A 20,771-nucleotide genomic window follows, 5' to 3' on the forward strand; every position below is an offset into this window, starting at 1 on the left:
AGATGCGATCAATTTTCCCAATTGCACTCGCAACCACCATTGCCAGCCCTGTATTCGCATTCGAAGAGGCAATTGACTACGCACTCACGCTGGACTGCCGAAGTGTTTCAATTTGTGAAGTTAACGGCGAATGTAAGAAAAAAGCGCGCGACCTTCAGTTTCTTTTGGTCAGACATGAGGGGCTTGAAAGTGCCTATTTGGGCCATTCGCCTGCCGAGAAAGGCTATTATACGAGAATCCAACTTCTCGACGATGGCTTTCACGGGAAACCTGACTACAACTTTTCAACATCTGCGCCCGATGACCACGCAGTTGATTTTAGAGGTGGTGATGAGTTTGAACTCGAAAACGGAGTGCTGTTTTTAGCCTACGTTCCGCGTGGATACGAATGGATCGAGCGGAACTTTGATACTTCAGGTCTATCCGAATTTCTCGTAGAATTTCAGGGATGTAAAAACAACTAATGGACTTCCTCAACGCCCTTGTGGCGCTCTCCAACTTCGTCCTTGTTCCCGCAATCGCCTATGGCAGCCAGTTGGCGCTGGGCGCTTTGGGGGTGACTCTGATCTATGGCATCCTGCGGTTCTCGAACTTTGCCCATGGCGACACCATGGCCTTTGGTGCGATGATCGCGGTTCTGGTCACGTGGGGCTTGCAAGCCGCAGGGGTCAGTTTCGGGCCACTGCCGACCGCCCTGCTCGCCCTGCCTTTTGCCATTCTGGGCTGTATCGTTCTGGTGCTGATCACGGACCGTCTGGTCTATCGTTTTTACAGGGAACAAAAGGCCAAGCCCGTAATCCTCGTGATCGTGTCGATGGGCGTGATGTTCATCATGAACGGTCTTGTACGGTTCATCATCGGGCCGGATGATCAGCGTTTCTCAGACGGGGCACGGTTTCTGATATCTGCGCGGGATTTCAAGGCGATGACGGGGCTGAACGAAGGGCTTGCAATCCGGACGTCACAGGCCATTACAGTGGTTGTCGCCGTTGTCGCTGTGGCGCTGCTGTTCTGGTTTCTGAACAAAACACGCACGGGCAAGTCGATGCGCGCCTATTCCGACAACGAGGATCTGGCGCTGCTGTCAGGCATCAACCCTGAACGCGTCGTGATGATTACCTGGATCCTTGTCGCGGCTTTGGCAACCACTGCCGGCGTGCTTTACGGGCTGGACAAGAGCTTCAAGCCCTTCGTCTATTTCCAGCTTTTGCTGCCGATCTTCGCCTCGGCCATCGTGGGTGGCCTTGGCAACCCTATCGGAGCCATCGCCGGCGGGTTCATCATCGCGTTTTCCGAGGTAACCATTACCTATGCCTGGAAAAAGGTACTGACCTATCTGGCACCGGAAAGCCTTGAGCCATCTGGATTGGTGCAGCTTCTGTCCACCGACTACAAATTCGCCGTCAGCTTTGTGATTTTGCTGATTGTGCTTCTGTTCAAACCCACAGGTCTGTTTAAGGGGAAAGCAGTATGAGCGAGCCCGTCAAAAACACGCTGCTTTTCGTCCTTGTTGGCGGTTTGATCCTGCTGACCGGGTTTACCCAAAGCTGGAACGCCGCGATCCTGATCCTGAACATGGGTCTGATCTCGGCCATCATGGCGATTGGGGTGAACCTTCAATGGGGCTTTGCCGGTCTGTTCAACGTCGGCGTGATGGGTTTTGTCGCCTTGGGCGGGCTGGCGGTTGTTTTGATATCTACACCGGTGACGCCCGGAGCATGGTCGGCCGGCGGGTATGGCATCGTGCTGGCGTTACTGCTGGGCGCGGCGACTGTTGTCGTCGCTGTTTTCGTCGCGCAGAAGATGTCAAAGGGTCGGATGCAGACCCTTTCGATTATCGCAATTCTTATCATCGGTTTTTTTGTTTATCGCGCGATCTTCGACCCCAACGCGGCAGCGGTCGAAGCGATTGACCCTGCTATCGCAGGAAACCTTGGGGGTCTCAATCTGCCTGTGTTGCTGGCGTGGCCAGCGGGCGGGCTTTTGGCTGCGGGGGCCGCGTGGCTGATCGGGAAAACGGCGCTAGGCCTGCGTTCAGACTATCTGGCGATTGCGACACTGGGGATTGCCGAGATTATCATCGCAATCCTGAAAAACGAAGATTGGCTGGCCCGAGGCGTCAAGAACGTCTACGGCATTCCGCGCCCCGCCCCTGTCGTCGGTTACGAGGTTGACCTGCAAAATGATCCCGGCTTCGTCGCGCGGGCAGAGTTGTTCGGTCTGGATGCGGTCACTGCCTCGACCCTTTCGGTAAAGCTCGGCTATTCACTGCTGTTTTTGGTTGTACTGCTACTACTGCTTTGGATGGCACAGAAGGCCCTGCGTAGTCCATGGGGCCGCATGATGCGCGCCATTCGCGACAATGAGGTTGCGGCCGAAGCAATGGGCAAGGACGTTACGCGTCGCCACCTGCAAATCTTTGTGCTGGGTTCCGCCATCTGCGGCATCGCGGGTGCGATGATGACTACGCTGGACGGGCAGCTGACCCCCAGCGCGTATCAGCCGCTGCGGTTTACCTTCCTGGTCTGGGTAATGGTGATTGTAGGGGGGTCGGGGAACAATTTTGGCGCCGTTCTAGGGGCGTTTCTGATCTGGTTCTTGTGGGTTCAGGTGGAGCCCATCGGGTTGTGGCTTATGAACTTGATTACCGTGGGGATGCCTGACGGCAGTGCGCTAAAGGCACATTTGATCGAAAGCGCTGCGCATATGCGCTTGCTCACCATGGGCTTGATTCTGCTGATTGTCCTCAGGTTCAGTCCAAGAGGTCTCATCCCAGAGAAATAAACAGGGCTGAGGGGTAAATCCTGAGATCAAGGGGCGATAACGGATCAGTTTATTGATTTGAAAGCCAAAGCTGACTAAACCAACATCGAGCAAGCTCCCGATCTCCGCAAAATCACCCTTACGGTCAAACAAACACTTAATTCTTCGACGTCAGGCCACCCCTCAAGAGTAAGAAGACAACACATGAAAACATCGATTATCCGCTGTATCCTTGTGCTGCCGGTTGTCGCCAGCCTCGCTGCGTGTATTCCATCCCCCGAAGATCTGGAGTCTGAACCGGTTAAGGTTCAAACCCCAAAGGGTGAGGTGACCTGTCAGCTTTATCGTCAAAACCGCGTCACTTGGGACCGCGCCATCGACTTCCCGGCCACGAAAATGTCAGTGCCCGAAGCGGACAACTATTGCCGGCAGGAAGGCCAACGCCGCCTGAATCAATAAGATCGGCAATCGAAATCTTACCGTCGCGCCGGGCCTTGTTTCTACTTGGCCCGGAATAGCCCGCCCAGAATGCCGCGAACAATCTTGCGACCGGTTGTTCCCTTCAGCTCTTTGATCACGGCCTCGCTCATCGCTGAGGCGAAGGTATCTTTCTGCCGCGTTACCCGCGAGGACGACCGACCGACCCGACTGCCCGAATAGCGCCTGGCCGTGGCAAATTCACGTTCAGCCATGGTTTGCTTTTCTTCGTTTTCTTCTGCCTTCGCAGCGGCCAGTGCGGCCTGATCAGCCCGTGCTTGCAAGATTTCGAAGGCTGACTTGCGGTCTTTCAACTCACCGTATTTGGCTTGCATCGGGGACGCGGCCAAAACCGCTTTTCGGTCGGCCGGGGTAATTGGACCCAAGTGGGTGGCCGGCGGGCGGATCAAGGTCCGCTCCACGATCCCGGGCACACCTTTCTTCTGCAACATGGATGTTACCGCCTCACCAACACCAACCTCTCGGATGGCGGTTTCCGTATCAAAAGCGGGATTCTCGCGATATGTTTCAGCGGCAAGACGCAGGTTCTTCCGATCACGCGCCGTGAACGCGCGCAAGGCGTGCTGAACGCGATTCCCTAATTGGCCAAGAATGTCCTCTGGAATGTCCGCCGGATTCTGCGAGATGAAATAGACTCCAACCCCTTTGGATCTAATGAGGCGCGCGACCTGCTCGACCTTGTCCACAAGAACCTTGGGCGCGTCTTCAAACAGCAGATGCGCTTCGTCAAAAAAGAACACCAGCTTCGGCTTGTCCGGGTCGCCAACTTCGGGCAGTTCTTCGAAGAGTTCACTCAGCAGCCACAACAGAAACGTAGCATATAGGCGTGGCGACCCCATCAACTTGTCCGAAGCCAGGATATTCACCACCCCCTGTCCGTTTTCATCTGTTCGCATCAGATCAGACAATTCCAGCGCGGGTTCGCCAAACAGATTTGTCCCCCCTTCATTTTCAAGAACAAGCAAGCGTCGCTGGATCGCCCCGACCGAAGCTGTCGAGACGTTGCCATAGCGCAAAGACAATTGCGCCCGATTTTCACCGATCCAAACCAACAACGCCTGTAAATCCTTAAGATCAAGCAGGGGCATTCCTTCTTCGTCCGCCACGCGGAAAGCTATATTCAGAATTCCTTCCTGCGCCTCGCTCAGGTCCATGAGGCGGGACAAAAGCAATGGGCCCATCTCGGTCACTGTCGTTCGAACCGGGTGACCTTGTTCACCGAAAAGATCCCAAAATGTCACAGGACACGCGGCATAAGCGTAGTCCGTAAATCCAATGCGCGCGGCCCGATCCTGAAACGCCTGATGAAGCTTGTGATCTTCACTGCCAGCTTTGGCTAGCCCGGACAAATCCCCTTTGACATCGGATAAAAACACTGGAACGCCAGCCTTCGAAAACCCCTCGGCAAGAATTTGAAGAGTTACCGTTTTGCCTGTGCCCGTTGCGCCAGCAATTAACCCATGTCGGTTGGCATATTTCAACGTCAACGACTGAGGCTGGTTGTAGTCTTCACCAGCACTGCCTAAAAATACATTTTTATCCATTTTTATATGGCCTTAATTTCCATCGATCTGCCCACAGCATACAAAGTTAACCTTTGACTGCGATAGTGAATTTGCCGACTGCGTTTTCTAAGGCGACAGACGGCAAACTTCCTCCCTGTCGACTGACCGCGCCTTTGGGCGCGGTTTTTTTTAATGCAGGACTTGATTTTCCATTAAAAATTCAGGTTTTCAGTTGACCCTTGCGTCTGCCTTTCGTAACGTTTGCGCATAACTAAGTCGGCCAGTCCGACGGGGAGAAAAATCTACGAAAGGGGGCCGCTCCACCGGCTCCCTTTTTTGCTGGACAATATACCGCCGCAACAAGTGAAATGGCAAAAATCCGATCACATATCCCCTATTTTGCAGCTTAACACCTGACACCTTGATCCAAGGGTGGTAAGACCCACAAAAAAGCTCAACCAACGTGCTGAGGCATTCATGATCAAGAAACTTCTATCGCTTACTGTATCAGCCGCCGTGCTGATGTCTGGCGCGGTCAGCGCGCAAGAGGCGCAGTCGCAAGAGACTGAAACCGCGCCCGCGGAAAACGGGCTGGACCTTGGTACCACCGGCCCTCGTGTCGGAGAGCAGTTCGTTCGGGAAACTTCTGGTGATTGGGAAATCTCGTGCATCAAGGCCCAAACCGGCGAAGATCCCTGCGCCATGGTTCAAATCCTCAACGGTCAACAGGGTGAGCCGCTGGCCGAAGTGACAATTGGCAAGCTTCCCGAAGGCGGCGCGGCGGTAGCCTGGGCTAACGTGATCGTGCCTCTGGAAACTCTGCTCCAGGCGCAGCTTGCCCTGTCCATCAATGGCGCGCCGCGGAAACTATACAACTATCATCACTGTGTTCCCGTTGGTTGCATCGCTCAGTTAGGCTTTAGCCAGCCAGAAATCGAGGCGATGAAGTCCGGTTCAAAGGCCGTGGTATCTCTGGTCCCTGCGCGTTTCCCCGATCAAGTGTTGCAGATGGACATGTCACTGAACGGATTTACGGCGGCTTTCGACGGTCTGAGCATCAATCAGAACTGACTAAAAAACGCCACCGGGTTGAAACGGTGGCGTTTTTGCTTCCAGCGTGCACAAATCAAGCTTTTTTCAGGGCCAGAACAGCGTTCAAACCGCCGAAGGCAAATGCGTTACTAAGCGCCACGGTGACCTTGGCTTCACGCGCATCGTTGGGCACCACATCCAACGCGCATTCCGGGTCAGGCTCTTCATAGCCAATGGTCGGAGCGATCACACCGTCGCGCAAGGCCATAATACAAGCCAGCAACTCAACTGCGCCCGTGCCGCCGATAAGGTGACCATGCATAGATTTCGTTGACGAGATCATCAGATCATCCGCATGCGGCCCAAACACGTCGGCCACTGCTGCGCATTCGGTTTTATCATTCGCGGCCGTACCGGTGCCATGGGCGTTGATGTAACCGACCTGATCCGCATCCAAACGCGCATCAGCCAACGCCCCGGACATTGCCCGCGCCGCCCCCTGTTTGCTGGGCATCACGATGTCAGTCGCGTCAGATGACATGGCAAAGCCAACGACCTCACACAGGATATCCGCGCCGCGCGCACGCGCGCGATCATATTCCTCAAAGACGAAGATACCAGCGCCTTCACCCTGCACCATTCCGTTGCGGTTGGCACTGAACGGTCGGCAGGCATCCTTGGACATGACGCGCAACCCTTCCCAGGCCTTCACGCCACCAAAGCACAGCATGGATTCCGACCCACCCGTGATCATCGCCGGTGCCGCGCCACTTCGGACCATCTGAAACGCCAGTGCCATTGCGTGATTGGATGAGGCGCACGCGGTCGAGACGGTGAAGCTTGGCCCTTTCAGATTGTGCTCCATCGAGACATGACTGGCGGCTGCATTATTCATCAACTTGGGAACAACAAAGGGGTGAACGCGGTTTTTGCCATCCTCGTAAACCGAACGATAGTTGTCATCCCAAGTCGAAACACCACCGCCTGCAGTACCAAGTACCACGCCGGAGCGGGCTGCGAGTTCACCATGAAATTCGATTCCGGATTGGTCAATCGCTTCTTTCGCTGCTGTCAGCGTGAATTGCGTAAAGCGATCATACAAGCTCATTTGTTGGCGATTGAAGCGCCCTTCCGCCTCGAACCCGCGCACCTGGCCGCCGATTTGGATAGACAGCCGCTCAACATCGCGGAACTCAAGCTCTGAGATACCGCAACGCCCTTCGCGCATGGCTTCGAACGTGTCGGGGACGGAATGACCCAGCGAATTGATCGTACCGGCCCCGGTAATAACAACGCGTTTCATGCTGTTATGTCAGACTTTTTCAGACACAAGTTTTTCAATACCGGTGATGATGGCGGCAACGTTTGATATGTCAAAATCGCTGGCTTCCGGTTCGTTCGCGTTGAAGGGTACCGAGATATCGAACTCTTCCTCGATTGCAAAAATGCTCTCGACCAATCCCAAACTGTCGATCCCCAAATCCTCAAGCGTACTTTCAGGTGTAACGTCCGAAGGCTCCAGCACGGCCTGCTCAGCAATGATTGCGATGACGCGGTCGGTGATGCTCATGTCGGTCCTCTGATTATCCCGTTGGGGGTGATTTAATCGCTCGGGGGCTGTTTGAAAACAGCCTTTTTCAGCGCCTCGACGTCACGTGCCAGTCTGGGCAAGCGCCGTTGCGTTTTGTAAATGTCTGTATGCGTTTCCATTTTTACGGCCGGGTAGCCCATAATGACCCGGCCCGCAGGTACATTCGACAGGATTTTGGTGCCGCCCCCCGCAATAACGCCATTGCCGATAAAGATGTTGTCCGCCACGCCGGTCTGGCCACCGAGTACCACATTGTTTCCAATTTCAACCGAACCGGACACTCCGGCTTGGCCGCAAATCAAACAGTCCTGACCAACACGCGTGTTGTGCCCAATATGTACAAGGTTATCCAGCTTGGTCCCGTTGCCAATGCGGGTGTTTCGAATTGTCCCGTTATCGACTGTGCAATTGGCACCGACCTCGACATCATCCCCGATCTCAACTGCGCCCAGCGAGTGAATGCGCAGCCAGCTTTGCGCCTGCGCATCGCCTTTGTCACCCATCGTTTTGCGAACGTTTTCGACATCTGAAACCTCGGGCGTGACAAAACTAAACCCATCGGCCCCGATCCTCGCACCGGGTTGCGCAATAAAGCGGTCGCCAACCTGCACACGAGCGCCGATGCTGACCATCTCGCGCAATACCACGTTTTCCCCCAAAACCGCGTCAACCCCGATAACGCAGTGAGGTCCGACCACCGCACCACTACCGATGCGAGCCCGTGCTCCGATAACTGTCAGTGGCCCGACCGAGGTGCTCTCGCCGATTTCGGCACTTGGGTCTATCACAGCCGAGGGGTGAATGCCCGGCTCAACACCCTGCCCCCGGTCCAACATCGCTGTGATTCCAGCCATTGCCATGCGTGGCCTGACAACAAAAATCGCAGCCTGCAGCCCCATTGCCTCCCAGTCTGCGCCTTCCCACAAAACAGCCGCCTTCGCTGAACCACCGTTCAGCGCCTCGGCATATTTCGGAGACATCGCCATCGCTAGGTCCGTAGGCCCGGCATCTGCCGGTTCAGCGGCACGCTCGACAACAAGGTTGCCATCGCCGCGATATTTGGTGCCCAAGGCCTCGGCTATTTGCTGGATAGAATACTGCATGGGGCTTCTCTGATTTAGGATCTGCCCCGCTGATTACCCCTGAACGTCCGGCAGGGCCACCCCCGCCTTTTGCAAAGCTTCCCAGATTTTCCGATCACGGTCATAAACATCGCGGCGATACTGAACCTCGCCCTTTGGGCCGATATAGGCCGTGCGATAGATCAGATGTACCGGCACATGCTGTTCCAAGTGTACGGTGGTTTCCTTGCCTGTGGCCAGAACACGATGGAAGAACGCCTTTGGGTCTTCTTCCTGCTTCGCCAAAAGCGCATAGGCAAACTCAAACGGATCTGCCAAGCGGATACACCCATGCGAAAAAGCCCGAACCTCACGCGAGAACAGGTTTTTCTGAGGGGTATCATGTAGATAGATGTTGTACTTGTTAGGGAACATGAACTTGACCAAGCCCAAAGCGTTGCTTTGGCTTGGCGGTTGACGCATCGCAAACGGGAAGTTCCGAGCATTGAACTGAGTGAAATCCACCGCCGCACGGTTTACCTGACGGCCGCTTCGATCCGTGATGTGGATATGCCCAACCGCATTTGGGTTGGACTGCAGTTTAGGTAGATACTCTTTGGTGATGATCGAGCGCGGAACGTACCAACTGGGGTTGATCACCAAATGCTCCATCTCGTCTGAAAATTCAGGGCTGCGCCGATCATGAGTGTTTTTGCCAATGACAGTGCGTGTTTCAAACGTGACTAACCCGTCATCAACAATCTTGGCTGAAAAATCAGCTTGGTTCACCAGAATGTGGCGTTCTCCGCGTTCACGCGGCAACCAACGCTCACGCTCCAACGCGACGTACACGGCTTTGAGCCTTTCCGACGCACTTTGGTTCAGTTCAGTGATCGTGCCCTGCCCGGCAACGCCGTCAGTTGCAAGCCCGTGGTCAGCCTGAAATGCCTTTACTGCGATCAGCAACGCGCCGTTGAATTCAGGGTTGGCCGTTGGCCGCAGATATCCCATCGAAACCAAACGGTTGCGCAGCTTAATTACATTCGGACCGGTATCACCATATTCCAGTTTGGACACCGGAACCGTCGGCCCCCACCCGCCCTGGCTGACGAGTGTCTCCAAAACCAGCTTTTGTTTCATCAGCGCGCGATATTGGGTCGTCTGCGGAGCCAGCTGATCAAAATAGGTATCGTCTTGCGCGGCGACTAGCCCATTCAAATGGTCCTTTGCTGAAACCCTCTCAACTTTTCGCACCAGGCCATCGTCAATCTCAGACGGGCGCAGCACACCGGATTGAAGGTTGCGCGCATATTCCACAAACGCCTTGCTCAGTTTGATTTCCACGGCACCAAGGTCGCGCGTTGTACGCGCCGTTTGCATCTTATCTATAAGGGTCTGAACGCTATACGATCCTTGCGGCAAACCGTGCATATCCGTCGAGGACAGCGCCTGAATCAACCGCGCCCGGCGTGCCACGTGCTCAGGAGTTTCGCCCACCCAAACCGGGGCAAACCCGTTTTCACGGTAAAACTCTGCAACCCCCGAGCCCGTAGGTACGAACTCGGCCACGGCCATCTGAAACGCCGTTGAAGACCGTGGCTCGGCACTCGCCATGGAAGCCGAAGACACAAAAAGCGCCGTGAAGACAATAACAGTACGCTTCCGAAAACCTGAAATCATAAGATCGCCTTGATTATTCGTTATTTTCTGCTGCTGGGGTGCGCTCTCGCTAAATATGGTGGCGGCCCCGATGGCTTGTCTATTCACAAATGTACTGATAAAACGCATCTTCAAGCGTGTGATGCGTGTTTGCATCGCCCGGCGGTTCCTTGCCGCCAAATGCCCCGGTATTATACATAATTTCATCACCTGCGCAAAAAATCGCCGAAAATTCCCCCTAGAAAAGCTGAATCAGAAAGACTTCTTGGCGGGCGAATCCGACTGTGGCATAAATTACGCATCTGGGATGGGAAAAAATTAAGAAGGCGCGCGTAACATCGTGTGCAGGCAGGAACAGTACGGGACGAAACTAAAATGACGATGAGCAGTACTTCGGGGTTAACCCGACGTGCCCTATTGGGGGCATTTGCGACCACGGCAGTTGTGGCTTCACCGACTTATTCCAAAGCAGCGGGTTTCCTTCGTGGTGGAGGGGATATCAGACGCATACGCATGTATTCCGGTCGCACGGGTGAGCGGATCGACATGGTTTATTGGGTAGACGGAAAATACATCAAAGACGCCGTTAAAGAAGTAAATCACTTCATGCGCGATTGGCGGACCGATCAGGTCAAAGACATGGATTTGCGCACGATCGACATCATGGCGGCCGCGCATAATCTGCTGGATGTCAACGAGCCTTATATGTTGCTGTCCGGCTACCGTTCGCCCAAAACAAATGCAATGCTTCGATCCCGCTCGCGCAGAGTTGCCAAAAACTCGCTCCACATGAAAGGTCAGGCGGCGGATCTGCGTCTCTCTTCACGCTCGGTTTCGCAAATGGCACGGGCTGCCATATCGTGTCGCGCTGGCGGCGTCGGCAAGTATTCGCGCTCAAATTTTGTCCATATGGATTGCGGTGAAGTTCGCAGCTGGGGCGGTTAACGCCCCTGGGGAATACTTCTGAACGATGAGCGCCCGACGGCGCTCTTTGTTTTTGCGGAGTGGCTCAAACGAAAACGACGCGCAGCATAAACGTCAGCGCAATATGATTAGCTCAGGTCCAAGTGAAGAGTATGGCGCACCTGAGAGGATTCGAACCTCTGGCCTCTGCCTTCGGAGGGCAGCGCTAGGGGTCATGTTCACGTCAAAACCTCTTTTTGTTCCTGTTTCAGTCTCTTAGACTTGTGTTTCGAATCTGGGAAACGGGGGCGAAACGTGGGCCATCCCCTGTTTGTTCGCAAACGTGGCCCCAACAATAATTACGAGGTCGAATGCGCGCCGAAGACTTCCCGTTACCAGTTGTCGAAATTCAATGCGACTTCTGCGGTCGGTTTGGCCGGTACAGCAAAGCGCGATTTGTTGAGATTGTCGGGGCAGATACTGAGTTGCCGCAGGCGCTGGCAATCATAGCGCAAGACTGCCCTGAACAGCGGGTGACCGCTGACAACATGCGGGGCGATTGCAAGCCCTACTATCCGCAGGATTGGTCAAGGTGACCACTAGCTAGGGCAGCGGATCCAGTCCTTTGTCCGCGACCATTTTGGTAAAAAACTCTTTCACCAATTGTGGGTTCACGTGTCCGCCAGTCTCTTTCATCACGATTTCCAGCACATCCGCCGTAGACAAGTTCCACCACTGCTCGATCTGAACAACCGGGTAAAACCCCCTGACCAGCATCGCTGTCGGGGACGTCATCGCATGTGGTGTCCGGCTCTTGTTTTCCCTCACTGCCTGGCCTCCTTGTTGATCGCCATTAAGTTCTACATCTCGTCAGATGGACCACGCTCTAGACTATCCAAAAATCTAGTAATTCTTTTGAGAATCTTGTTCACCAGCTGCAGGATTAGCGGCGTCAGCCCAATAAGAACTCCGCACAGGAACACCCAAAATAGCGAGGTCAAAAAAACTTCCAGCAAGTGCCGTCTCCTTAGAGTTCGTATTCAAAGACCACAGTATTGCGTGTGAAGCCATGTGTTTTTGCACCGCTGACAACCCACATCCGTGCCTCTTCAACCGACCTTGTCGGCTGCGGCCCGTAGTGTTGCGACAGGTCGGTACCGGGCAACGAAATCTCCAAATTAGCAATGTAGGAGCCATCGCGTCGTGTGATCGTCGCGTATGCGAAGGCATCATTGTCTTTGTGCAGTTCGTCCGTCATGGTCGCTCCTTATTCCGGCGTAATCCTTAGACCGGATGCAACAATTTCCTCCAAAACAGATGCTTTCCAAACAACGCCTAGTTGCGCGTCTAAATCTCCACTTGACGATAATCTGCCAGAGTAAACCCCCACCAATTGCACAACTTCGGAGGTATTAATTGCTAGCCCTCCCCCAGCAAGTCGACCAGAGTTTCGTTTTGTAATCACTGGAGAACCCGACATACCTTTATTGCTGGCCGTATCCACCAACAGCTTTGGCAAGCCGTCGACATCCACTTGCGGTTCGGAGGCTATTGTTCCCCTTTTCCAAATCGGGGTGCCTTCCACGCCAATTCCTAATGGGTAGCCAAGAAGAAAAACTTCGTTAGAGACTTCAATAGTGAAGTCTTGGCTGAGGTCTCCATTGATAGGAACAAACGTCAGATCCTCTGAGTTTCCGATTGGATACATAACGACATCGACTTGGCGTGACTTAGGGTGCTCCATCCACGGGCTTTCTTCTCCTATTCCCCACCTTATCTCTATCTTCTTGCCAATAAGCTTATTCCCACCTCTCTCTTGGTGGCAAAACGCATTGGCATGAATTCGATTTGGAACTGCCAAGTGGGTTTTGTCCAGACACTCGCCTGTTAACGAATTTCGACCGGTTACATTGTGCCAGTTGGTAACGAGAAACAGTTGGCTTCCGTGCCTCCAGAAGAAGCCAGTACCGCTTGATAACACCTGATTGTCGAATTTCATTTCCAGCTTGATGGAAGCGAGCGATTCCGTAGAAATCCCAACTGCACACATCTGTTATCCTATTCTTTTCTTTCAGTCAGTTGAAAACCCGCACTAGCGACCGGGTTTGTATCTCTGGTCGTGCCAACGTTCTCGATTAAGAGGTCGGGAATGCTTCATCGCGCTTAGCAACGTCGATTCGCTCAGACAATAGTTCTTCGGTCATGCCCGCTCCTTATTGTGAACCCAGAGTCCAAACTCTGGGGTTTTGTCTCGCCTCTTCCTTGAGGTGAACAACATAGATTGCACAGCCAAAGATCGCGCAGAAAATCAGCAAGTTCACAGCCAAGGCCCTGAATACACCACGGCGGTACTTCCGCCCCCTCCACGTGCCTTTGAACTCATCCGGCTTGCGAGACCTCGGGTTGGTATGCTCGAAGCTTCTGGCCACGGATGCTCCCTAAAATAGATCAAACATGAAGCCCAATGCGGGCAAACCGATCAGCGCTGCGTACAACCCGACGTAAAATTCAACCCGCCCATTATTTCGCCCATACGCCCATACAAGACAACCGCCAAAGATCAGGATGAACAAAACTGACAACATCTCGTCGCCTTCCTATTAGAAGCTCTGACAAAAAAACCACCAATCGCCGAACCGGCCTTGGCAGTTGGCGTCGCCAACCATCTTGGCTGTATCAATTAAATCTTCGACTGCAAAAATCCCACCCACAAAAAAATATAGGGCTGCTATTGCTGCACAGACGGCCATGAGGTGCGCAAGAGCTTGAAGTACCCAAAACAACACTGAACCCGTCCTTCTTTCCACATAAGGATGCGTCCAAGTGTAAGTGGTCAGCGCTTTAGCTTCCGCCTGAAAGTAGAGGACGAGATAGGCAAAGAGTGAAACAATAGTGGATGCTGCAACCCCCCATGCGAACCAGACCAGAGCGTCTGAGGCGGCAAAGATATCAAGGCGAAGATCACCGTTCCCCCCTGATATCGTAGCTACAAATCCCAGCATTGCGATTACAGCGCCACCGTTTGTAATCAAAAGAGCCTTGGCAGCTGTTGCGGAAGCTCCAATTGCTGCTTGATTGATGGCCCGTAAATCGTCTGTGTGGTTCGCGTGAGCTAGCTTCGCGTCCTCTTTGAGGATATTGAATTCTTCTTCCGAAAACTGTGGTTGCTGATCTTGCATAGGTTTATTCTTATTGGTCTGATTCAATCGAGAAACTGCGCTCTTTAGCCTTCTTTCGCAACCCTCGCGATCGTAAGAGGGCAACAAAAACACGCTAGTTCTCAAGCGGTTCAGCTTCTATACCCACGCTGTAGCCACCGCTATTGAGGCTATGGCTAGCCCTTGTGATCAGCCATTGACCATCAATGCACGGGCGGAACCCAGACACCAACAATTTTGCCTCTGCCATCGCGTCAGGGTTGCCAGGCATACCGATCGATAGCGACCGCCCAGCGCGGCGCAATCTGCGCAACTCGGATTCGGCAGCCGATTGAGCTGCGTCTTTGGTTGGGTATCGCCGTTTAAGCCGTTCGACCGGATCGCCCTCGCCCGCGCGGCACTCGACCGGTGTGCCTTGCGCTATGTCCTGATAGACCGCAACGACTGACCCAACTTTCTCGCGCGTACTGTTTCGATAGCGCCACCTGCTTACCTGCTTTGGCGTCAGTGCTAAAACCGGCATCGGGTTTCCGGACGCGGTCAGGCCTTCGCCACGCTTCACCATTACAATCGACCCGTTCCCCGGTTTGGCAATAGCGTCGTAATCGCGCGCCACGCGAGACAGAAGGTTGATATCGCTTTCGTCGATTTGGTCGATATGTGGCAATCCTTGTGCGACCAAGCTTTCGGCAACAACCTGCGATAGCCCGTGCTCACCAGCGATCTTGGCGACCATGGCGCCGATCGTCGTGCCCAAGGGCCAACTGCGTTTTTTCTGATCTGTCAGGGCGGTTTGGCCGCTCGTTGTTTCACCGTGTATTGAGGCAATTCCGGTGATGATCACACGATCTGGCGGGCCTTCGACCTGGATCGCGTCCGCAACAAACTGACCCATGTATTTCAGTTGTAGCGGATACCCTAACCAAACCTTGATTTCAGCGCCTGCCCGTGGCTCCGCAATCTGAGAAAACAGTTCGGTATCACTCAGGGTAATTTCGACACGATCAGACTGAACGCCTGCTGCATCGTCCAACGTCAAACTGATCAACCGCGGTGCCAGAACGTTGCTGATATCAATTCCGTCGACCACAACGCGAAAAAGCGGCCGGTGTTCTATCAATCCCATAAACGCACCGCCTGCGCCTCTTTCGGCGAGTCGATCTGCGGTAGTGCGACCAGTGTACCTACCGGTAAGACAGCGCCGTGATCGGCCAGACCGGCATTTGCTTCAAGCACAATCTCAAGTGCGCCCGCTATACCATTGCCGTAGTGGCGCCATACGATTTCGTCTACGGTTTCGCCATCTTTAGAACGGTAAGAGACTGCGGAGTCCACCATCATACCTCCGAATGTTGACCGTGAATTCCTGTCGCAGCGGTGCACCCTTGGCTGCAAATATGCGCTGACCCTCGCTGACAGCTTGGATAACCCAAATACCAAGGATCTTGCCTGTGCCAGCAACCAACGGCATCGGAACACCAAGTTCGGCTGTCCTTCGCATCCTGTTCACCTGATCCAACCCCCCACGAAAATGCGGGTGGATCACGCCTTGCAGTCCAATTGTGTCAGCACCAAAGCCTGTGAACTGTAACGCATCAGCCGCACCAACGCGTTCCTGCGGCGCCCATCTGTATTCTACCGATCGGGTCAGGCTTTGATACGCGGCGTTGTCGATCGAGAACTGGTAAGGTCCCAATTGCATCATGGTCCCTGCCATCGTCAGCCCCCATACTGCCCATAATCATGCGCACGGTCGTAAAGCGCGCCGGTTTGCGCGGCCCTGCCCCGCCGTTCCAACTCGTCAGCGATTTCCGCCGCAGTCATGTGCTGGGCATTGATCTGGGCGTGAATGACTACAGGCGCAGGCTGTGCGCTCACTGGCGCGGGTGTCATTGCGGGCATTGAAATCGACTGCGCCCGGTCCACCGCGTTACGCAAACCACCGCCCAGCGCGGCGATCAAGGGTTCAGCCTGTGCCGACATTTTGGCCAGACGCTCAGTCGCGGCCGCATGCGCCACATAGCCGCCCTTGGATGTCCAGATCGTTTCCGGTCCCTGTTCTCCGACGTGCCTAAAACCCCGACCGATGGTTCCGCCCAGGAAAGACCGCCCGGGTTGTGTTGGGTTAGCCGTATTGGCGTCATCACCGGCAAAGAAATCACGGATGCCCGAGCCGATACTTGAACCGATGCCCTGAATGCCATCGATCGCACCTGTGCCCTTGTCTTTCAGCCATGACAAGCCGTCCAAGACCGGTTGCAGCTTGCCCATAAGCCAATCAAATTTCTCTGCCAGCCAATCGATCACCACGCCCAGTGCATCTTTGACTGTCTGCCATGCGCTTACAATGCCGTCAGTGAAGCCGAACTTTTCCATGACGGGCTGTATTCGGTCTTGCCAAAGCGCAGTGAACCACGTCGCGATCTTGTCCCAATTCTCATAGATCAGGAAAGCACCACCAGCGATTGCAGTGACGGCCAACCCGATCGGATTCAACAGCAACGCCCGCCCGATTGCCTTGATGCCGGTAACCACCAAAGGTGCAGCGCCGCTTACGCTCAGCAGCGATGCCCCAAGCCGACCAACTGACCCACCAAATTTCAAGACGCTGGTGATCGTACGTGAAGCAAATATCGAACCGACGACTATGCCAAAGTTTTCCCAGCCACCGACCATATCGGCCACCGTTGCAGTGACACGCCCTATAGTCGTTGCGACCTTGCCCATACCTTCGGCCACCTGACCGATAACCGGCAACGCGGCCTCGATCTTTGTTGCAGCGGTTTCGGCAAAATCGGCCACGCCTTTGCGGTTTGTGACGGCCCATTCACTGAATGCCATCATCGATCGCGTAACGACGGGTATCAGCTCGCCGCCAATCGTGTTTTTCAACCCTTTAACGACTAAGGATGCGTTCAGTTGTGCATCTGCAAATGCTTCCGCGTCCCGCGCGGCCTGCTCGCTTAGAACAAACCCTGTCTTTCGGGCATCCTCACGCAGTTGTTGCAAGGCATCCGAGCCGCCACCCAGCACGTTCACCATTCCGATTCCAGAACGGCTGAACAACGCCGCGGCAATTGCAGCGCGTTCGGCGGGGTTTTCAATCCCCTGCATACGTTCCGCAATCTGTTTCAGCGCCTGTTCCGGACCCGCCTTTATAAGATCCTTTGCGGAAAGACCGATCTGGTCGAGCGCCTTTTTTGCGGCTCCGGTGCCTTGGACCGCTTCACCCAAGCGCTTCTGCATTGCGGTTAGCGAGCTGTCGAACGTTTCGGCGCTCACGCCCGACCGCTCAGCCGCATATCTGAATTCCTGCAAGGCCTCAATGCCGATACCCAGCTTGCCCGCTGTCTTCGCAACTTGATCGCCATAAGACGCGGTTGAACTGGCCAGCGCAAAAACACCGACGCCGGCCGCAGCTATTCCGGCACCGACCTGCCGACCAAGCCGCCCAATATTGCTGGTCATGCGCCCGAAGCTTTCACCGACCCGGCGACTGTCGCGCGCGGCGCGTTCCCATCGCCGCTGTTTGGCGACCAGATCATCCAGTGTGCGCCCTAAGGCGTCATACTCACGATCAAGATCCGTAACGGACCTGCCCTGTTTGATCAGGTCGGTTCGGCTGCGGCTAAGCTCTTTTTGGCGGGCCTTAACATCCTTGATGCTTTGACCTACCTTATCGAAGCCTGACTGGATCAGGCCGATGTTTTTCTTGAATGAATTTTCGAGAACACCGCCGATTGTAATCTGGGCGTTAAGACGTTGGTTTTTCATCCAGCCCCCTTAGCCACCAGCGGAAGCGGCTGCCGCTCATTGCGGTGATCTCAGAACATGACCACCCGGTTACGCGCGCCAGAGCCAGAACCCCGGCGCGCGCCACCTCTGGCGTCAGCCATTCATAAAACCCAGCGCCTCCTGCAGACGCACATAGTCTTTCATCTTTGCCCCGCGGATTGCCTCTGGTGCCACGCCTGCCAGATTGGCGATCAACGTGATTTCAGTCATGGCCGCATCTTTTTTCGCGGTTTTCTCTGCCGCGATCATGTCTTCCACCGAAGGTTCACGCAGGGTCAGAGACTGCACTCTGACGCCATCCACGGTTACGCCGCGCGCCAGAGTGACAGTCAGTGCGCCGTCCTCACCCTCGGTGATATGTTCAGGATATTCGTTCATGTCTTACCTCAGATACCCAGCGCGCGGCGCTGTTCTGCCAGTCGGTCAACACCGCCGACGACGCGTTTCATATTGATGATGTCGATATCGGTTCCGACCACACCGCCGATGGTTTCCTTGAACGCCTCAACTGTCATGTTCACGGTCAATGACGCCGACTGCCCAGGCGACCAGGTGCCCCGATCAGGCTGGATGATCTTACCGCGCATGTTATGCACCACTGGCGTGACTGGGCCGTCTTCGCTTTCCAAAACGCCGCGAGCGGTGACCTGGATCAACTGGCCCGGGGCAACGCCCCACAGCGCCAGCACATCTGCGCTATAGTTGCGCAGAACGAACGTGCAGGTCATTTTCTCCTGCCCCATATCGATATCTATGGGGCCATCCATACCGCCTGCGCGGTATTCCTCGGTCGCAATCGACGGGCTGGGCGGGGTATAGTCTCCCAGCTCGCCCGCAAAGCCGCGACCATCAACAAACAGGTTGAAGTTTTTCAGGATGTTGCGAATAGCCATCAGCCCAGCGCCTCCGCGATATACTGGTTTGTCAGATGAGAACGGAAGGTGATCCGTTCAGCCGGATACGGCGGGGTGAAATCGAAGTTGAACCACACCTGACCGTTCTGGATGCTTTGCGGTGTGTTCAAATCCGGATCGGCCCAGCATTCACCGCCCAGCAATGCGCCCTGCGCCAACAAACTGGCGATAAAGCCGTTCACGCCCTCGACCACGTCTTCCAGATACGTCTTGGTGATCGCCCGGTCGACGGCCCACAAATGCGCACGCTGAATGCTCTCATTCAACACGTCCGCTGTGCGGCGAACGCTTAGGAACTGCCATTTTGGATCAGCGGTTGGCACTCGGTTGCCCCAAAGCCGATAACCGTCCTGGCGGATGATCGTTGTCACATCATTGGCGTTCAATAGGTTGGCGCGGCTGGATTGATCACCCAGCTTGAAATCCACCGGGCGTGATGTGCCGATGATGCCGAAAATTCCCTTGTTGGATGGCGACACCCAAAACCCGGTGTCGTTGTCTGTGCGCGCGATCACACCTGCCACACGGGCGGATGCCGGTTCATCGACAATGTTGCCGTTGCTGGCCAGTACCTTCACCCACGGATCTACAACATAGATACGGCCAGATGTGCCCCAGTCGCCCACGTAGGTTTGCGCGTCGTTGTCTGTCGTGTTGGGACCGTCTGCGATAATCACCGCACCGATCCGGTCGGCGATGCCTTCCAGTTCCGCCACTACAGGGTTGGCCAGATCGGTTGGGCGCTGGTGCGTCCATCCTGGCGCGCAAAGGATACGCGGCGCGAAACCAACGACGCTTTCTGCGCCGACAAGTGCATGCACACCTTCAAACTGTCCGTCACCGGAATTGACGCCGCCGACGACATTTGCCAGCGTTTCGGTTTCGTCTGCACCTTCTTCGACGCGCACAACGATGACCACAGCACCGATCTGATCAAAGATACCATCGAGTGCGGCCGGCAGCGTACCCCCGCCTGTCCCATCCGCCGTGGTGTCCAGCTTTGCCGCCTCACCGCGGCTACCGGCGATCAGAACCGGCGTATTCAAAGGGAAGGCATCGGCATCAGCCTGCGGGGCCGTTCCGACGATGCCAATGATACCGGTCGCAATGGTGCGGATCGGGCGCGGGCCCGTGTCGATTTCCAGCACCTCGACGCCGTGGAGAAATCCAGCCATCTTTTCCTCGCTACTATGTGCGTGTTGCAATGATCATGAACGCGCTAGTGCAACGCAGCCTCTGGCGGATTTCCTAGCTTGGTTTGCGTGTTCAGATAGGCAGGCTTTGAAGGCTCAGGCCTGCGGAAATCCCAATGCTTCAGCCAATGCCTTGGCTTGTACTTTGCCACCTTCCAGGATGGCTTCGTACTGAAATGGATCGGTCGCTGTCTCGATCTGATTGGTCAGCATGACGCGCAGGCCTGTGGCCTGTCCGATAACGACCTCATAGGCATCCGCATTCTCGACAATGACTGCCGCAAGTTCTTCCTTGGTTCGATGTGATGTCGACACCTCCGCATCCAACAGGGCATGCTGATCCGGTCGCGCGGTCCCGGCGATGAAAGCGCGGGCGGCTTCGGCTTTGGACGGCCAACTGGCACGTTCGAAAGCGGGAACCTGCCCGGTGATTTTAGTAAGAAAACCGTCGATCCATGCCGCCATCGCCAGTCTAGCCTCTTCGCGGCTTGCGTAGGCCGGTTCCGCATCAGGCGCACTTTCAACAAGCTTCGGTGGGGTGGCATTGGTATCCACCCGCCAGAACACATCACCATTGATGTGCCTCTGCCAATCTGCATCGCTCACCTCAATGAATGGCTTTGGAACTCCGCCAGCCGGCAAGAGGTCAGGCGCGTAGAAAGTGACTAGGCCGTTGGCGTCAAAATGTGCGTATTTCAT

Annotated in this window: 24 protein-coding genes; 7 read left to right on the forward strand and 17 right to left on the reverse strand. The window is 55.0% G+C overall.

The window, feature by feature from the left end:
• The first annotated feature begins 2 nt into the window (after nt 1–2).
• From AC2FIT_RS07705 to AC2FIT_RS07720, 4 genes are all read left to right on the forward strand, one after another.
• Complete coding sequence (locus tag AC2FIT_RS07705; RefSeq protein WP_496828207.1) at nt 3–464, forward strand: hypothetical protein; 462 nt, start codon at nt 3–5, stop codon at nt 462–464.
• Complete coding sequence (locus AC2FIT_RS07710; protein WP_496828209.1) at nt 464–1,474, forward strand: branched-chain amino acid ABC transporter permease; 1,011 nt, start codon at nt 464–466, stop codon at nt 1,472–1,474. The genes AC2FIT_RS07705 and AC2FIT_RS07710 overlap by 1 nt, the downstream gene beginning before the upstream one ends.
• Nucleotides 1,471–2,784, forward strand: a complete 1,314-nt coding sequence (locus AC2FIT_RS07715; RefSeq protein ID WP_496828211.1) for a branched-chain amino acid ABC transporter permease — start codon at nt 1,471–1,473, stop codon at nt 2,782–2,784. Before AC2FIT_RS07710 ends, AC2FIT_RS07715 begins: the two co-directional genes overlap by 4 nt.
• Before the next feature lie 183 nt (nt 2,785–2,967).
• Nucleotides 2,968–3,222: a hypothetical protein gene (locus tag AC2FIT_RS07720; protein ID WP_496828213.1), complete on the forward strand. Its 255-nt coding sequence runs from the start codon at nt 2,968–2,970 to the stop codon at nt 3,220–3,222.
• Nucleotides 3,223–3,263: 41 nt separating this feature from the next.
• On the opposite strand, the gene AC2FIT_RS07725 is transcribed toward AC2FIT_RS07720, so the two are convergent.
• Nucleotides 3,264–4,805: a helicase HerA-like domain-containing protein gene (locus AC2FIT_RS07725; RefSeq protein ID WP_496828215.1), complete on the reverse strand. Its 1,542-nt coding sequence runs from the start codon at nt 4,803–4,805 to the stop codon at nt 3,264–3,266.
• Between the two features lie 438 nt (nt 4,806–5,243).
• Between AC2FIT_RS07725 and AC2FIT_RS07730 the strand changes: the two genes are divergently transcribed.
• Entirely contained in the window at nt 5,244–5,837 is a 594-nt protein-coding gene (locus tag AC2FIT_RS07730; RefSeq protein WP_496828217.1) for an invasion associated locus B family protein, read from the forward strand.
• Between the two features lie 55 nt (nt 5,838–5,892).
• Here AC2FIT_RS07730 and AC2FIT_RS07735 read toward each other — a convergent pair whose 3' ends face one another.
• Genes AC2FIT_RS07735 through AC2FIT_RS07750 form a run of 4 tightly spaced genes read right to left on the reverse strand, consistent with a single transcriptional unit; the run spans nt 5,893 to nt 10,130 of the window.
• On the reverse strand, nt 5,893–7,101 hold the full coding sequence (locus AC2FIT_RS07735) for a beta-ketoacyl-[acyl-carrier-protein] synthase family protein (RefSeq protein ID WP_496828219.1): 1,209 nt from the start codon (nt 7,099–7,101) through the stop codon (nt 5,893–5,895).
• 9 nt (nt 7,102–7,110) lie between these two features.
• A complete protein-coding gene (locus AC2FIT_RS07740) occupies nt 7,111–7,368 on the reverse strand; it encodes an acyl carrier protein (RefSeq protein ID WP_068331289.1) in 258 nt (85 codons plus the stop codon).
• A 32-nt stretch (nt 7,369–7,400) separates the two neighbouring features.
• The gene (gene lpxD, locus AC2FIT_RS07745; RefSeq protein WP_496828221.1) at nt 7,401–8,492 is read right to left on the reverse strand and encodes a UDP-3-O-(3-hydroxymyristoyl)glucosamine N-acyltransferase; all 1,092 of its coding nucleotides are present in this window, start codon (nt 8,490–8,492) and stop codon (nt 7,401–7,403) included.
• Nucleotides 8,493–8,525: 33 nt separating this feature from the next.
• Nucleotides 8,526–10,130 (reverse strand): L,D-transpeptidase family protein, encoded by a 1,605-nt coding sequence (locus tag AC2FIT_RS07750; protein ID WP_496828223.1) that lies wholly within the window; start codon nt 10,128–10,130, stop codon nt 8,526–8,528.
• 354 nt (nt 10,131–10,484) lie between these two features.
• On the opposite strand from AC2FIT_RS07750, the gene mepK reads away from it, so the two are divergent.
• Both mepK and AC2FIT_RS07760 read left to right on the forward strand, forming a co-directional pair.
• On the forward strand, nt 10,485–11,054 hold the full coding sequence (mepK, locus tag AC2FIT_RS07755) for a peptidoglycan L,D-endopeptidase MepK (protein WP_496828225.1): 570 nt from the start codon (nt 10,485–10,487) through the stop codon (nt 11,052–11,054).
• A gap of 329 nt (nt 11,055–11,383) precedes the next feature.
• The gene (locus tag AC2FIT_RS07760; protein WP_496828227.1) at nt 11,384–11,608 is read left to right on the forward strand and encodes a hypothetical protein; all 225 of its coding nucleotides are present in this window, start codon (nt 11,384–11,386) and stop codon (nt 11,606–11,608) included.
• Between the two features lie 7 nt (nt 11,609–11,615).
• Here AC2FIT_RS07760 and AC2FIT_RS07765 read toward each other — a convergent pair whose 3' ends face one another.
• From AC2FIT_RS07765 to AC2FIT_RS07820, 12 genes are all read right to left on the reverse strand, one after another.
• Nucleotides 11,616–11,840 carry a hypothetical protein gene (locus AC2FIT_RS07765; protein ID WP_496828229.1) on the reverse strand — a complete coding sequence of 75 codons (225 nt, stop codon included), beginning with the start codon at nt 11,838–11,840 and terminating at the stop codon, nt 11,616–11,618.
• A 199-nt stretch (nt 11,841–12,039) separates the two neighbouring features.
• Nucleotides 12,040–12,270, reverse strand: coding sequence for a hypothetical protein (locus AC2FIT_RS07770; RefSeq protein WP_496828231.1), 231 nt, complete (start codon nt 12,268–12,270; stop codon nt 12,040–12,042).
• A gap of 9 nt (nt 12,271–12,279) precedes the next feature.
• The gene (locus tag AC2FIT_RS07775) at nt 12,280–13,062 is read right to left on the reverse strand and encodes a trypsin-like peptidase domain-containing protein (protein WP_496828233.1); all 783 of its coding nucleotides are present in this window, start codon (nt 13,060–13,062) and stop codon (nt 12,280–12,282) included.
• Nucleotides 13,063–13,612: 550 nt separating this feature from the next.
• Entirely contained in the window at nt 13,613–14,191 is a 579-nt protein-coding gene (locus AC2FIT_RS07780) for a hypothetical protein (protein ID WP_496828235.1), read from the reverse strand.
• A gap of 94 nt (nt 14,192–14,285) precedes the next feature.
• On the reverse strand, nt 14,286–15,296 hold the full coding sequence (locus AC2FIT_RS07785) for a phage late control D family protein (RefSeq protein ID WP_496828237.1): 1,011 nt from the start codon (nt 15,294–15,296) through the stop codon (nt 14,286–14,288).
• Nucleotides 15,287–15,508 (reverse strand): tail protein X, encoded by a 222-nt coding sequence (locus AC2FIT_RS07790; protein WP_496828239.1) that lies wholly within the window; start codon nt 15,506–15,508, stop codon nt 15,287–15,289. Before AC2FIT_RS07790 ends, AC2FIT_RS07785 begins: the two co-directional genes overlap by 10 nt.
• On the reverse strand, nt 15,477–15,887 hold the full coding sequence (locus tag AC2FIT_RS07795; RefSeq protein ID WP_496828241.1) for a phage tail protein: 411 nt from the start codon (nt 15,885–15,887) through the stop codon (nt 15,477–15,479). Before AC2FIT_RS07795 ends, AC2FIT_RS07790 begins: the two co-directional genes overlap by 32 nt.
• Before the next feature lie 2 nt (nt 15,888–15,889).
• Entirely contained in the window at nt 15,890–17,944 is a 2,055-nt protein-coding gene (locus AC2FIT_RS07800) for a phage tail tape measure protein (protein WP_496828243.1), read from the reverse strand.
• A 114-nt stretch (nt 17,945–18,058) separates the two neighbouring features.
• Nucleotides 18,059–18,343, reverse strand: a complete 285-nt coding sequence (locus AC2FIT_RS07805) for a phage tail assembly protein (RefSeq protein WP_496828245.1) — start codon at nt 18,341–18,343, stop codon at nt 18,059–18,061.
• 8 nt (nt 18,344–18,351) lie between these two features.
• On the reverse strand, nt 18,352–18,858 hold the full coding sequence (locus tag AC2FIT_RS07810; protein ID WP_496828247.1) for a phage major tail tube protein: 507 nt from the start codon (nt 18,856–18,858) through the stop codon (nt 18,352–18,354).
• Nucleotides 18,858–20,054 (reverse strand): phage tail sheath C-terminal domain-containing protein, encoded by a 1,197-nt coding sequence (locus tag AC2FIT_RS07815; protein WP_496828249.1) that lies wholly within the window; start codon nt 20,052–20,054, stop codon nt 18,858–18,860. Before AC2FIT_RS07815 ends, AC2FIT_RS07810 begins: the two co-directional genes overlap by 1 nt.
• 114 nt (nt 20,055–20,168) lie before the next feature.
• Nucleotides 20,169–20,771 carry a hypothetical protein gene (locus AC2FIT_RS07820; protein WP_496828251.1) on the reverse strand — a complete coding sequence of 201 codons (603 nt, stop codon included), beginning with the start codon at nt 20,769–20,771 and terminating at the stop codon, nt 20,169–20,171.

It is taken from the genome of Ruegeria sp. YTSA135 (assembly GCF_059610165.1).

Bases quoted from the DNA above. Each gene is read 5' to 3' on its own strand.
- AC2FIT_RS07705 (WP_496828207.1), top strand. From the start codon at position 3: ATGCGATCAATTTTCCCAATTGCACTCGCAACCACCATTGCCAGCCCT.
- AC2FIT_RS07720 (WP_496828213.1), top strand. From the start codon at position 2,968: ATGAAAACATCGATTATCCGCTGTATCCTTGTGCTGCCGGTTGTCGCC.
- AC2FIT_RS07725 (WP_496828215.1), bottom strand. From the start codon at position 4,805: ATGGATAAAAATGTATTTTTAGGCAGTGCTGGTGAAGACTACAACCAG.
- AC2FIT_RS07770 (WP_496828231.1), bottom strand. From the start codon at position 12,270: ATGACGGACGAACTGCACAAAGACAATGATGCCTTCGCATACGCGACG.
- AC2FIT_RS07730 (WP_496828217.1), top strand. From the start codon at position 5,244: ATGATCAAGAAACTTCTATCGCTTACTGTATCAGCCGCCGTGCTGATG.
- AC2FIT_RS07820 (WP_496828251.1), bottom strand. From the start codon at position 20,771: ATGAAATACGCACATTTTGACGCCAACGGCCTAGTCACTTTCTACGCG.
- AC2FIT_RS07735 (WP_496828219.1), bottom strand. From the start codon at position 7,101: ATGAAACGCGTTGTTATTACCGGGGCCGGTACGATCAATTCGCTGGGT.
- AC2FIT_RS07780 (WP_496828235.1), bottom strand. From the start codon at position 14,191: ATGCAAGATCAGCAACCACAGTTTTCGGAAGAAGAATTCAATATCCTC.
- AC2FIT_RS07815 (WP_496828249.1), bottom strand. From the start codon at position 20,054: ATGGCTGGATTTCTCCACGGCGTCGAGGTGCTGGAAATCGACACGGGC.
- AC2FIT_RS07760 (WP_496828227.1), top strand. From the start codon at position 11,384: ATGCGCGCCGAAGACTTCCCGTTACCAGTTGTCGAAATTCAATGCGAC.
- AC2FIT_RS07710 (WP_496828209.1), top strand. From the start codon at position 464: ATGGACTTCCTCAACGCCCTTGTGGCGCTCTCCAACTTCGTCCTTGTT.
- AC2FIT_RS07795 (WP_496828241.1), bottom strand. From the start codon at position 15,887: ATGGCAGGGACCATGATGCAATTGGGACCTTACCAGTTCTCGATCGAC.
- AC2FIT_RS07800 (WP_496828243.1), bottom strand. From the start codon at position 17,944: ATGAAAAACCAACGTCTTAACGCCCAGATTACAATCGGCGGTGTTCTC.
- AC2FIT_RS07785 (WP_496828237.1), bottom strand. From the start codon at position 15,296: ATGGGATTGATAGAACACCGGCCGCTTTTTCGCGTTGTGGTCGACGGA.
- AC2FIT_RS07810 (WP_496828247.1), bottom strand. From the start codon at position 18,858: ATGGCTATTCGCAACATCCTGAAAAACTTCAACCTGTTTGTTGATGGT.
- AC2FIT_RS07715 (WP_496828211.1), top strand. From the start codon at position 1,471: ATGAGCGAGCCCGTCAAAAACACGCTGCTTTTCGTCCTTGTTGGCGGT.
- lpxD (WP_496828221.1), bottom strand. From the start codon at position 8,492: ATGCAGTATTCTATCCAGCAAATAGCCGAGGCCTTGGGCACCAAATAT.
- AC2FIT_RS07740 (WP_068331289.1), bottom strand. From the start codon at position 7,368: ATGAGCATCACCGACCGCGTCATCGCAATCATTGCTGAGCAGGCCGTG.
- AC2FIT_RS07805 (WP_496828245.1), bottom strand. From the start codon at position 18,343: ATGAACGAATATCCTGAACATATCACCGAGGGTGAGGACGGCGCACTG.
- AC2FIT_RS07750 (WP_496828223.1), bottom strand. From the start codon at position 10,130: ATGATTTCAGGTTTTCGGAAGCGTACTGTTATTGTCTTCACGGCGCTT.
- mepK (WP_496828225.1), top strand. From the start codon at position 10,485: ATGACGATGAGCAGTACTTCGGGGTTAACCCGACGTGCCCTATTGGGG.
- AC2FIT_RS07775 (WP_496828233.1), bottom strand. From the start codon at position 13,062: ATGTGTGCAGTTGGGATTTCTACGGAATCGCTCGCTTCCATCAAGCTG.
- AC2FIT_RS07790 (WP_496828239.1), bottom strand. From the start codon at position 15,508: ATGGTGGACTCCGCAGTCTCTTACCGTTCTAAAGATGGCGAAACCGTA.